At 64.0% G+C, this 11,764-nt stretch carries 8 protein-coding genes and 1 pseudogene; 7 read left to right on the top strand and 2 right to left on the bottom strand.

Going from position 1 to position 11,764, the window contains the following annotated elements; translation table 11 throughout:
• The first annotated feature begins 146 nt into the window (after nucleotides 1-146).
• The 7 genes and pseudogenes from Q0687_RS25105 to Q0687_RS25135 all read left to right on the top strand — a co-directional run bounded on the left by Q0687_RS25105 (nucleotide 147) and on the right by Q0687_RS25135 (nucleotide 9,535).
• Nucleotides 147-1,445 carry an N-acetylmuramoyl-L-alanine amidase gene (locus Q0687_RS25105; protein ID WP_298882878.1) on the top strand — a complete coding sequence of 433 codons (1,299 nt, stop codon included), beginning with the start codon at nucleotides 147-149 and terminating at the stop codon, nucleotides 1,443-1,445.
• 230 nt (nucleotides 1,446-1,675) lie between these two features.
• Nucleotides 1,676-4,183: a penicillin-binding protein 1A gene (locus tag Q0687_RS25110; RefSeq protein ID WP_298882880.1), complete on the top strand. Its 2,508-nt coding sequence runs from the start codon at nucleotides 1,676-1,678 to the stop codon at nucleotides 4,181-4,183.
• A gap of 111 nt (nucleotides 4,184-4,294) precedes the next feature.
• Nucleotides 4,295-5,426, top strand: a protein-coding gene (gene prfB / locus Q0687_RS25115) for a peptide chain release factor 2 (RefSeq protein WP_298882882.1) whose coding sequence is annotated in 2 segments (ribosomal slippage) — nucleotides 4,295-4,363 and nucleotides 4,365-5,426 — 1,131 coding nt in all. Because the reading frame shifts where the segments join, the coding sequence is not laid out codon by codon here.
• 2 nt (nucleotides 5,427-5,428) lie between these two features.
• The gene (locus Q0687_RS25120; RefSeq protein WP_298882887.1) at nucleotides 5,429-6,310 is read left to right on the top strand and encodes an NAD(P)-dependent oxidoreductase; all 882 of its coding nucleotides are present in this window, start codon (nucleotides 5,429-5,431) and stop codon (nucleotides 6,308-6,310) included.
• Between the two features lie 30 nt (nucleotides 6,311-6,340).
• Nucleotides 6,341-7,216, top strand: a complete 876-nt coding sequence (locus Q0687_RS25125; RefSeq protein ID WP_298882890.1) for a DMT family transporter — start codon at nucleotides 6,341-6,343, stop codon at nucleotides 7,214-7,216.
• A gap of 73 nt (nucleotides 7,217-7,289) precedes the next feature.
• Nucleotides 7,290-8,190 (top strand): annotated as a pseudogene (locus Q0687_RS25130) (DMT family transporter).
• Nucleotides 8,191-8,299: 109 nt separating this feature from the next.
• Complete coding sequence (locus tag Q0687_RS25135; protein ID WP_298882892.1) at nucleotides 8,300-9,535, top strand: ABC transporter substrate-binding protein; 1,236 nt, start codon at nucleotides 8,300-8,302, stop codon at nucleotides 9,533-9,535.
• 24 nt (nucleotides 9,536-9,559) lie between these two features.
• Here Q0687_RS25135 and Q0687_RS25140 read toward each other — a convergent pair whose 3' ends face one another.
• Together Q0687_RS25140 and Q0687_RS25145 are read right to left on the bottom strand one after the other, a co-directional pair.
• Complete coding sequence (locus Q0687_RS25140; RefSeq protein ID WP_298882895.1) at nucleotides 9,560-10,921, bottom strand: peptidoglycan DD-metalloendopeptidase family protein; 1,362 nt, start codon at nucleotides 10,919-10,921, stop codon at nucleotides 9,560-9,562.
• Between the two features lie 111 nt (nucleotides 10,922-11,032).
• Nucleotides 11,033-11,734, bottom strand: coding sequence for a peroxiredoxin (locus Q0687_RS25145; RefSeq protein WP_298882898.1), 702 nt, complete (start codon nucleotides 11,732-11,734; stop codon nucleotides 11,033-11,035).
• Nucleotides 11,735-11,764: the final 30 nt, after the last annotated feature.

An 11,764-nucleotide genomic window follows, 5' to 3' on the forward strand; every position in this document is an offset into this window, starting at 1 on the left:
ATCCGTACATACGAGGAATGGGCCATCCGTGCAAGGGAGCGTCGCACACCGGTCACAGTCGAAGAGTTTCGCGTTGCCGTCATTAAGGACCGATTAACCCTGTGGTTCTATTGCGTTAAAGAGGGCTGCTCGGAGGCACGGATTCGGTGGCGAGCCGCACAAATCAACGGGTTTTGCTGGGATTTGCGCTTCTATGCGCCTCGGCATTGCCATGCGCCGATTCCTCCCGCCTGAGCGCGGCGGAGAGCCCGTCGCAACCCTCTGTTGCGGCAGCAAATTTTCCTGTCGCGACAGCGGCGCGTCTGGCCGGTGACGGCAAGCAGACCCGCTTCATCCTCGACCTCGATCAGACCGTCAGCTTCCGCACCACGACGCTTGCCGATCCCTACCGGGTGGTGGTCGACGTTCCCCAGGTCAATTTTCAGCTGGCCCCAGGCACAGGGGCCGGGCGAGGACTGGTCAAGGCCTTCCGCTACGGGCTGGTGATGCCGGGCGGCTCTCGAATCGTGTTCGACCTGACCGGGCCGGCCAAGATCACCAATTCCTATGTGCTCGAGGCGGCCAACGGCCAGCCGGCCCGGTTGGTACTGGAACTCGAGGAGGTCGATCGCACGGCCTTCGTGCAGACGCCTCCGCCGGAGAATCACCCCGAACTGCGTCCGACCATCGCCGCTGCTCCGCCGACAACGGTCCCCAGCACGCCTGATCCCGCGCCGCAGAAGCCGGGAACGCCTTCCGACGGCCGGCCGGTTGTCGTGATCGACCCTGGCCATGGCGGCATCGACAATGGCACGCAGTCGAGCGGTGAGAGCGAGAAAAATCTGGTGCTGGCCTTCGGGCTGGCGTTGCGCGACCGGCTGGAAAAGTCAGGCAAATACCGGGTGGTCATGACGCGGGATGACGACACCTTCATTCCACTCAATGACCGGCCCAAGGTCGCCCGCAATCTGAACGCCGCGCTGTTCGTCTCGATCCACGCCGACGCGCTGCCGAAGGCCGAGGGCGACGCGCAAGGAGCCACCATCTATACGCTGTCGGACAAGGCCTCCGACGCCGAAGCGCAGCGGCTGGCCGATGCCGAAAACCGTGCCGATGCGATCGCCGGCTTCAATCTCGCGGAAGAACCGACCGATGTCGCCGACATCCTGATCGATCTGACGCAACGGGAAACCCGTACCTTTTCAAACCGTTTTGCCCATTTGCTGATGGGCGAAATGAAGTCGACAGTGCGGATGCACAAGCATCCGCTGAAGTCGGCCGGCTTCCGGGTCCTGAAGGCGCCTGATGTGCCCTCGGTGCTGGTGGAGATCGGCTATGTCTCCAACAAGGACGACCTCGGACACCTCGTCTCCGAGGGATGGCGATCCAGGGCCGTCGGCTCGATGGCCCAGGCTATCGACACGTTCCTGGCCAAGCGGATGGCGACGGCAGGGGCGTCGAACTAAGAAGGGGATGCCGGTTCCGTTGTTAAGCCCTAGTTTGGCCACAGCGGACGCTTTATAAAAACACCGCAGGGGGTTCCGGAATCGACGAGAATCCCGTTCGGCAAGCGTCTTTCGATCCGGCATCAATGGTATTGAGTAGGCCGGTGAATTCGCGACGTGAGGACGGCGCCCGTTGGGGACGCCTTGGGCTGATCTTGAACTGAGTCTGGGATTGAACGGATAAACACATAATGCGCTTGCTTGTGCGGTTCATGGGCTTCCTGTTCGCCGCGGGAACGGTGGTGTTCCTTGTCGGTGTCGGAGCCGTGGCAGGCCTGATCTGGCATTTCTCCAAGGACTTGCCCGATTATTCTCAGCTTCAGGACTATGAGCCGCCGGTGATGACCCGCGTCCACGCGGTCGACGGCTCGCTGCTCGGCGAATACGCCAAGGAGCGGCGTCTTTATCTGCCGATCCAGGCGGTGCCGAAGCTCGTGATCAACGCGTTCCTCGCCGCCGAAGACAAGAATTTCTACGAGCATGGCGGCATCGACTACACCGGCATGGCGCGCGCAGGCGTGCTGTACCTGCAGAACTTCGGCTCCAACCGTCGTCCGCAGGGTGCGTCCACGATCACCCAGCAGGTCGCCAAGAACTTCCTGCTGACCAACGAGGTATCCTTCTCGCGCAAGATCAAGGAAGCCTTGCTCGCGATGCGCATCGAGAAGACCTATTCGAAGGACAAGATCCTCGAGCTGTATCTGAACGAAATCTATCTCGGCCTCGGTGCCTACGGCATCGCCGCCGCCTCACTGGTCTATTTCGACAAGTCGGTGAACGAGCTCACCGTTGCGGAAGCCGCCTATCTGGCGGCGCTGCCGAAGATGCCGGCGACGCTGCATCCGGTGCGCAACCGCGATCGCGCGATCGAACGCCGCAACTACGTCATCGACCGTCTCCAGGAGAACGGCTGGATCAAGCAGGCCGACGCCGACAAGGCGCGCAAGGACCCGCTGGTCGTGACCAGCCGTTCCAACGGTGCCCACACCTTCGCTGGCGAATATTTCGCCGAGGAAGTCCGCCGCGACATCTTCGAGCGCTACGGCGAGAAGAAGCTGTACGAGGGCGGCCTCTCGGTCCGCACCACGCTCGATCCGAAGATCCAGGTCATGGCGCGCAAGACCATGGTCGCCGGCCTCGTGAATTATGACGAGCAGCAGGGCTACCGCGGCGCCATCAGCAAGCTCGATATTTCGGGCGATTGGGGCGTGAAGCTCGCCGAGATCAAGTCGCTCTCTGACATCTCGCCGTGGCGCATGGCGGTGGTGCTGGAAACCAGCGACCAGTCGGCGCGCATCGGCTTCCAGCCGAACCGCGAGCTCGGCGGCTCCGTCAGCAAGCAGCGTGAGACCGGCCTCGTCACGCTCGACGGTGTGCGCTGGGCGAGGGCCGCCCAAGGCAACTTCAAGGGTAAGACGCCGACGTCAGTGGCTCAGGTTCTGCAGCCCGGCGACGTGATCTATGCCGATCCGCTCTACAGCAAGGAAGGACAACCGGTCGAAGGCCAGTATCGTCTGCGCCAGATCCCCGAAGTCTCGGGCGCGATGGTGGTGATGGACCCCTGGACCGGCCGCGTGCTCGCGATGGTCGGCGGCTTCTCGTTCGACCAGAGCCAGTTCAACCGCGCGACGCAGGCCTATCGGCAGCCCGGCTCGTCGTTCAAGCCGATCGTCTATTCGGCCGCGCTCGACAACGGCTATACGCCGTCGACGGTCGTGCTCGACGCGCCGATCGAAATCGACCAGGGGCAGGGCGCCGGCGTGTGGCGGCCTGAAAACTTCTCGGCGAACAAATATCAGGGACCGGTGACGCTGCGGAACGCGCTGCGGCAATCGCTCAACACGGTGACCGTGCGGCTCGCGCAGGACATCGGCATGCCCCTGATCGGCGAATATGCGCGCCGCTTCGGCGTCTATGACGAGCTGCCGAACTATCTCTCCTACGCACTCGGCGCCGGCGAGACGACGGCGATGCGCATGGTCACCGCCTATTCGATGATCGCCAATGGCGGGCGGCGCGTGAAGCCGACCCTGATCGACCGTATCCAGGACCGCTACGGCCACACCATTTTCAAGCACGACCAGCGTGAATGCCGCGGCTGCGACGCGCCGGGCGGCTGGAAGAACCAGCCCGAGCCCCAGCTGATCGACCGCCGCGAGCAGGTGCTGGACTCCATGACCGCCTATCAGATCACCGAGCTGATGGAAGGCGTGGTGCAGGCCGGTACCGCGACCGTCGTGAGGGAGGTCGGCAAGCCGATCGCCGGCAAGACCGGTACGACCAACGAGGCCAAGGACGCCTGGTTCGTTGGTTTCTCGCCCGACGTCGCGGTCGCCATCTACATGGGCTACGATAAGCCGCGCCCGCTCGGCAGAGGCAATGCCGCAACCGGCGGCCATCTGGCCGCGCCGATCGCGCGCGACTTCCTCAAGCTCGCGCTCGCCGACAAGCCCGCGGTGCCGTTCAAGGTGCCGGCCGGCATCAAGCTGATCCGCGTCGTCGCCAAGACCGGCATGCGCGCCGGTCCCGGCGAGACCGGCGGAACGATTTTGGAAGCCTTCAAGCCGGGCACGGCCCCGCCGGACAATTACTCTGTCATCGGCGTTGCCGACGCCGACGGGCGCGGTGGCGTGCCGCCGCCGCAGCAGGCGCCGGATTCCGGCTTCTTCATGCGGCCGGGCACCGGCGGGCTGTACTAGGGCCCCGGGATAACGGCACTGAGACGACGCTCCGGCGGTTGCGCTTTGCAGCCGCCGCCGTTACATCCCCATCTGAATTGCACGCGGGATTCCGCGAGACCAGAGAATCACATGCGCGCCGAAATCGAACGGTTGGTAGAAGAGATCAAGCAGTCAGTCGGGCTGCTGAGGAGGCATCTTTGACGTTGAGAAATCGACGGCGCGCCTCGCTGAGCTGAACAAGCTCGCAGAAGATCCCAACCTCTGGAACGATCCACAGAAAGCTCAGAAGCTGATGCAGGAGCGAACCTCGCTGGAGGATTCGCTTTCGGGCATCGGCAAGGTCGAGCAGGAGCTCGAAGACGATATCGGCATGATCGAGCTCGGCGAAGCCGAGGGCGATGCCGGTGTCGTGGCCGAGGCTGAAGCCGCGTTGAAGAACCTGAAGAAGGAAGTGGCGCGTCGCGAGCTCGAGGCGCTGCTGTCGGGCGAAGCCGACCGCTTCGATTCCTATCTCGAAGTCCATGCCGGCGCCGGCGGCACCGAGAGCCAGGACTGGGCGCAGATGCTTCTGCGCATGTACACGCGCTGGGCCGAAACGCACGGCTTCAAGGTCGAATACCTCGAAGAGTCCGAAGGCGAAGAGGCCGGCATCAAGTCCGCGACCATCCAGGTCTCCGGCCACAACGCCTATGGCTGGCTGAAGACGGAAGCCGGCGTGCACCGCTTGGTGCGCATCTCGCCATTCGATTCCAATGCACGGCGCCACACCTCGTTCTCGAGTGTGCAGGTGTTTCCCGTCATCGACGACAGCATCAAGATCGACATCAAGGAATCCGACGTCCGCGTCGACACCATGCGATCGGGCGGCGCCGGCGGCCAGCACGTCAACAAGACAGAATCCGCGGTGCGGCTGACGCACATCCCGACCGGCGTGGCGGTGGTCTGTCAGGCCGGCCGCTCCCAGCACAAGAACCGGGCGCAGGCCTGGGACATGCTGCGCGCGCGCCTCTATGAGATCGAGCTGAAGAAGCGCGAGGAGAAGGCCGCCGCCGACCAGGCCGCCAAGACCGATATCGGCTGGGGTCACCAGATCCGCTCCTACGTGCTGCAGCCCTATCAAATGGTGAAGGACCTGCGCACCGGCGTGCAGACCTCCGACACATCGGGCGTGCTCAACGGCGAGCTCGACGACTTCATGGCCGCAACGCTGGCGCAACGCGCGTTCGGCACGACCGGCGGCGATATCGGGGACGTGGACTGACCATGACCCGCGTCGCCTTCATCGGGCTCGGGCGGATGGGGCATGGCATGGCCGGCCGCTATCTCGACGCCGGTTTTACGGTGACGCTGTGGAATCGCAGCAAGACCAAGGCGGAAGACCTGATCGCGCGCGGCGCAAAGTGGGCGACCTCGCCCGAGGATGCCGCGATCGACGCCGACGCCGTGGTGACCATGGTCGCCGACGACGAAGCCTCGCGAGCAGTCTGGCTCGGCCCCAAGGGCGCGGCCAAGACGATGAAATCAGGCACCATCGCCATCGAGTGCTCCACCGTCTCCTATGACCACGCCCGCGAGATGGGTCGCGAGCTCAATGCGCGCGGGCTCATCTACATCGATTGCCCCGTGACCGGATTGCCGGATGCGGCGACGGCCGGAAAGCTGACGCTGCTTGTCGGTGCAAATGCGGCCGACCTCGAGCGCGCGCAGCCGTTCCTTGCGCCGATCGGCTCGACCATCCGCCATTTCGGCGCGGTCGGCTCCGGCACCGTCTACAAGCTCATCAACAACCTCATGGGTGCGATCCAGATCGCGGGCCTTGCCGAGGGACTTGCGATCGCCGAGCAGGCCGGGCTCGACATGAAGCTGGTGCTGGAGTCGATCCAGGCAGGCGTCGCGGCAAGCCCTCAAGTGCAGCGTCACTCCAAGCGCATGGTCGCCCGCGACTTCAGCGGCGCGACATTCACGGCCGCGCTCCGGCACAAGGATGCCGCCTATGCCGTGAAGCTCGCGGAGAGCCTGCTGGCCAACAAGCCGCCGGTCTCGCGCGCCGCGGTCGAAGCCTATGCGCAGGCCAAGGCCACGATGCCCGACGAGGACGAGGGCCGGATGATCGAGCTGGTGTCGCGGCCGAAGAAGCCGTCCTAGCTGGGAAGTTCGACTTAACTGGAATTTTACATGGGGCAACCTCGATCGGAACGCGGTCTCGGCATTGCCCTGGTTGCTGCAGCGGCGATTGCCTGGAGCACGGCACCGTTCTTCACGCGGCTCTTGCCGTTCGATTCCTGGACCATCCTGTTCTGGCGCGGCCTGTTCGGCGGCAGCCTGATCACACTGCTGCTCGTCCTGATTCAGGGACCAGGTGCGCTCAGGCAGTTGGTGGTGCCGCGACGCGGCGGCTTGCTCGTCGCCGCATTGTCCGCCATCGGCATGATCTCGTTCATCCCCGCACTCCAGATGACCAACGTCATGAATGTCGCGGTGCTGATTGCGACCCAGCCGTTCGTCGCGGCCGCGCTGGCCTGGCTGTGGCTCGGCGAAGCCGCAACATGGCGGACGTTGATCGCAAGCCTCGTCGCCTTTGCCGGTGTGGTCATCACCGTCGGCGGCATCCGGGCCGGGGCCGATATCGGCGGCGTGGCGCTGAGCTGCCTGATGGTGTTCGCGATCTCCGCCATGACGGTCGTGGTCCGGCGCCATCGCGAGACCTCGATGGTGGCGGCGGCTGCGCTTTCGAATTTCATCGGCAGCCTCGTCAGCCTGCCGTTCGCCCATGACATCGCTGATGTCGGCGGCCACAGCCTCGCGATCCTCGCGATGTTCGGCTGCCTCCAGGTCGCGCTCGGCCTGACCTTCTACATGCTCGGCTCGCGCCACTTGCCGTCAGGACAGGCCTCGCTGATCGCCACGCTGGAGACGCCGCTGATGGCGTTGTGGATCTGGGTGGGATTTGGTGAGGTGCCGGCCCTGCATGCACTCATCGGTGCGGCCCTGGTGATCGGGGCGGTCGTCGCGGAGGTCGCCGGCGAAGCCCGGACACGACGTTCCCTGTAACGCCGTCGGAAATCGGGTGGCCTTGTTCGCCGAAGCATCTTACGCGGCAGGCCAGGCCGCCGAGGTGAGACGCATGCCAGGCAATGACAGCAGGATCGACACGCGAGACTGGTCGCTTCTCGTGGTGCTCTCGATTCTCTGGGGCGGCTCGTTCTTCTTCAATGGCGCGGCGCTGCGGGAACTGCCGCCGCTCACGCTGGTGTTTTTGCGTGTCGCGCTTGGCGCGGTCATTCTGCTGCCGTTGCTTCGCATGCAGGGGATCAAATTTCCCAGGCTGGAAGCCCTTCCTCGTGATCGGCCTACTTAACAACGTCATTCCTTTCTCGCTGATCGTGGCCGGCCAAACCTTCATCCCGAGCGGACTGGCCTCGATCCTCAACGCCACCACGCCGCTGTTCACGGTGATGGTGATGGCCGCGGCGGGCGAAGAAGCATTGCAGGCACGGCGGGTGGCCGGCGTCGCGCTCGGCCTGGCCGGAGTGATCATCCTGCGCGGCTGGGGGATCGAGACACGGACGGGGCAGGGGCTTGGCATCCTGCTCTGTCTCGGCGGCGCGCTGAGCTATGGCTTTGCAGCGCTCGCCGCGCGGAGGCTGCTGAAGGACTCTGCCCCGCTCGGCACGGCGACGTTTCAACTGATGGCGTCAACGGTGATGATGGCGGTCGTCGCCGGCGCGGCGGAGCAACCGTGGCGTCTTCCAATGCCGGGCGTCGCGACATGGTTCGCAGTGCTCGGTCTTGCCGCGCTGTCGACCGCGCTCGCCTACATCGTATTCTTTCAGATCATACGACGTTCCGGCGCAACCAACGTCATGCTGGTGACGCTGCTGATTCCCGTAACCGCGATCTTGTTGGGATGGCTGGTGCTGGGCGAGCCGATCTCCGTGCGTGAGGTCGTCGGCGCGATCGTTATTGGCAGCGCGTTGATTGTGATCGACGGACGGGCACTAAAAATGCTGCAGCGCGTCGGATAAGTTCCGTACCCTCCGTTTCACCCTGCGGAAAATCCCGCCGCTTGCCAGTCGCAGGCGGCCTTGCGACACTCTCCGCAAAACAAGAACTAGAAACACAGGGGAGAGAACGATGCCGGGTCGTCGCAACAAATTTGCTGCATTCGCCATGCTTGCCGCCGGTGCGCTCGTTGCGACACCGGCTCTCGCGCAGAAGACATACGACCCCGGTGCCAGCGACACCGAGATCAAGATCGGCAACATCATGCCCTATAGCGGGCCGGCGTCGTCCTATGGCGTGATCGGCAGGACCGAGGCGGCGTTCTTCAAGATGATCAACGAGCAGGGCGGCATCAACGGCCGCAAGATCAATTTCATCAGCTATGACGACGCCTATTCGCCGCCGAAGGCGATCGAACAGGCGCGCAAGCTGGTCGAGAGCGACGAGGTGCTGCTGATCTTCCAGGCGCTTGGCACGCCCTCGAATTCCGCGATCATGAAGTACATGAACGCCAAGCGAGTGCCGCAGCTCTTCGTTGCGTCTGGCGGTACCAAGTTCGGCGACCCCAAGAACTTCCCCTGGACGATGGGTTTCCAGCCCAACTACCAGAGCGAGGGGCGGATCTACGCAAAATACATCCTCGACAAATTCCCTGATGGCAAGATTGCGGTGTTCTGGCAGAACGACGACGCCGGCAAGGACCAGTTCAAGGGACTGAAGGACGGCCTTGGCGACAAGGCTGGTATGATCATCGCCGACAAGTCATATGAGGTCAGCGATCCCTCGATCGACTCGCAGATCGTCGCCTTGCACGATTCCGGCGCCGACATCTTCTTCTCATGGGCCGCGCCGAAGGGCTCGGCGCAGGCGATCCGCAAGGTGGGTGAGCTCGGCTGGAAACCAAAATTCTTCCTGGCCAACACCGCGACGTCCATCGCCTCCGTGCTCAAGCCCGCCGGGCTCGAATACGCCAAGGACATCATCTCGACGGCCTATCTGAAGGATCCGACCGATCCGACCTGGGACAAGGATCCGGCCGTGATCGCGTGGCGCGCCTTCATGGACAAATATTACCCCGATGGCGACAAGACCAACGCCAACAATCTCTACGGCTATGTGCAGGCCGAGGCGATGGCGCAGGTGCTGAAGCAGTGCGGCGACAATCTTACGCGCGACAACGTCATGAAGCAGGCGACCAGCCTGAAGAATTTCCACACCGACCTGATGCTCCCCGGCATCATGGTCAACACCTCACCCGACGACTATTTCCCGATCGAGCAGATGCAGCTGATGCGCTTCAACGGGCAGGTTTGGGAGCTGTTCGGCGACGTCATCACCGGTGAGGTCGGTCATGAGCACAGCCAGTAGTCAGCCTTCGACGGCTGAGTGGATCTAGCCCGCGCTGAGTCGCACACCGGCGCGCAAAAACTTCTGCGGGTCGACGGCTTCGCCGTCGATGCGGGTCTCGTAGTGCAGATGCGGACCGGTCGAGCGGCCGGTCGAGCCGACGAGGCCGATGACCTGGCCGATCTTCACGATCTCGCCGACCTTGACGTTGATCTCGGAGAGATGGCCGTAGCGGGTCGAGAGCCCGTTGCCGTGGTCGACCTCGACCATGCGGCCGTAACCACCGGACCAGCCGGCCGAAACCACCCTGCCATTAGCGGTCACGCGCGCGGGATCGCCGGTCGCGGCGCGGAAGTCGAGGCCGGTGTGCATCGCCGGCCGGCCGAGGAAGGGATCGCTGCGCACGCCGAAGCCGGAGGTGAACTCGACTTCGCCGACGACGGGCTTGCGATACGGCACCTGCGCCAGCGTGCGGTTGAGCCGGTCCATCTCGGCGCGCGTGACGTTGATGCGATAGAGCTGTTTCTCGAAGGGACCGGCGTTCGCCGTGAGTTTCACCGGCACGAACGGGCCGCCCATGGGCGCTCGCGGCGCCGCGGCCTCGAGGCTGGCAAGGTTCAGGCCGAGATCGCTGACGACGCCGCGCATCCGCCGCATCCGCGAATCCATGCCTTCCTCGACGGCGTTGAGTGCCGCGACCTGGCGGCGCTCGACCTGATCGAGCGAGTTGGTCAGCCGGACCAGGACATTGTCAAAACCCTGGTTCTTGGCGAATTGATTGACCGGCGGGGCGATCACGGCCGGGGCGCGCGATTCGAGCCGGGCTTCACGGTCAGGCGGCGCCACAAAGATCACGGTGTCGCTGATCGGCGATGGTTTCGGCGTGCCCTGGCTCGTCTGGTTCGCGTCGCCGCGCTGCGGTGTTGCGCGCGGGATCGATCCGGTCACGTCAGGCATGGCGCCAAGCGCCGTGGCGCGAGACTCCAGCGCCGTCTGCCGCTTCATGATCTGGTCGAGCTTCTGGTCGAACTGTTCCTGGTCGAGCAGCTGCCGGCTGGTGGTGCGGTCGACCTTGGCGCGAAGCTCGGCGATGCGGTCTTCATAGGCGTATTGCATCTCGGCCTGGCGGGCGATCAGCCGGGTCAGGACGTCGTCGCGAAAAGCGAAATAGGTGGCGGTCGCGGCCGACCAGAGCCCGAGCAGAACGACGGTGCCGACCACGATCCAGAACACTACGGGCCCGAGCCGGACCTGCTTGCCATGATGCACGATCGTGTAGGCGTCGTCGGCCGCGGGCAGGGGGATCGCTGCAGCTACCGCGGCCGCGGGGCGGCGGGGAAAGGACCGTCCGTGGTCGTGCGGATGATGCTGGGGGTACTGCGAGTATTGGGCAGAACTTTTCGACATCGGCACTCCCGCGCCGGTCGGAACGGTTCCTTGCGGCTCAATTGCCGCAGCAATCTGGGCCGGTCATGGTTAATTTTCTGGAAACGGGAACGCTCGATTTTAACGGGCTGGTTAAAGACTTCTTGCCGCAGCCAGCACCTCGTCGGCATGGCCGTCGACCCGGACATTGCGCCAGACCCTGGCCACCTTTCCATCGCGCCCGATCAGCACCGTGGTGCGAATAATCCCGAGGAAGCTCTTGCCATACATGGATTTTTCGCCCCAGGCGCCATACGCCTCCAGCATCTCATGTTGTTCGTCCGAGATCAGGGGGATGCTAAGGCTGTGCTTGTCGCGGAATTTCTCCTGGGCCCTTAACGGATCGGCCGAAATGCCCAGCACGGCAGTGCCGGCGGAGGTGAAGGCGTCCTTGAGCCGGGTGAAGTCGATCGCCTCGCGAGTGCAGCCCGGCGTGTCGGCTCGGGGGTAGAAAAACAGGACCAGCTTCTGGTCGGCATAATCCGACAGGGTGACGGTGTTGCCGCCGTCGCGGGGCAGGCGGAACGCGGGGGCTTTCTGGCCCTCGGCCAAAGCGGATTTGGCGCCGGCCACTGTCGCGTGAGGCTTGGTGGCCTTTTCAGAAGATTTTAACCGTTTCGACGCGGCCTTATGCGATGTTGGTTTTGCGCCTGTCTCGGTTGATTTGCCTGCCGGTGCCGGTTGTGTTTTCGCGCTGCGCGTTTGAGTCGTTGCCCGCGTTTTCCCGGGCTTCTTTTTAGCGGTCAGACTGCCGGAGGGCGTTTTGGACGATTTCTTTCGGGATTTCTTGGACATACGCCTTCCTTTCGTCGCTTTCGGCGGGTC

The sequence above is a fragment of the uncultured Bradyrhizobium sp. genome, assembly GCF_936928535.1.
Taxonomy (GTDB): domain Bacteria; phylum Pseudomonadota; class Alphaproteobacteria; order Rhizobiales; family Xanthobacteraceae; genus Bradyrhizobium.

What these genes read in the sequence shown, in the direction of transcription:
- Q0687_RS25145 (WP_298882898.1), bottom strand. Translation starts at nt 11,734, where the DNA reads ATGTCCAAGAAATCCCGAAAGAAATCGTCCAAAACGCCCTCCGGCAGT.
- Q0687_RS25120 (WP_298882887.1), top strand. Translation starts at nt 5,429, where the DNA reads ATGACCCGCGTCGCCTTCATCGGGCTCGGGCGGATGGGGCATGGCATG.
- Q0687_RS25135 (WP_298882892.1), top strand. Translation starts at nt 8,300, where the DNA reads ATGCCGGGTCGTCGCAACAAATTTGCTGCATTCGCCATGCTTGCCGCC.
- Q0687_RS25125 (WP_298882890.1), top strand. Translation starts at nt 6,341, where the DNA reads ATGGGGCAACCTCGATCGGAACGCGGTCTCGGCATTGCCCTGGTTGCT.
- Q0687_RS25140 (WP_298882895.1), bottom strand. Translation starts at nt 10,921, where the DNA reads ATGTCGAAAAGTTCTGCCCAATACTCGCAGTACCCCCAGCATCATCCG.
- Q0687_RS25110 (WP_298882880.1), top strand. Translation starts at nt 1,676, where the DNA reads ATGCGCTTGCTTGTGCGGTTCATGGGCTTCCTGTTCGCCGCGGGAACG.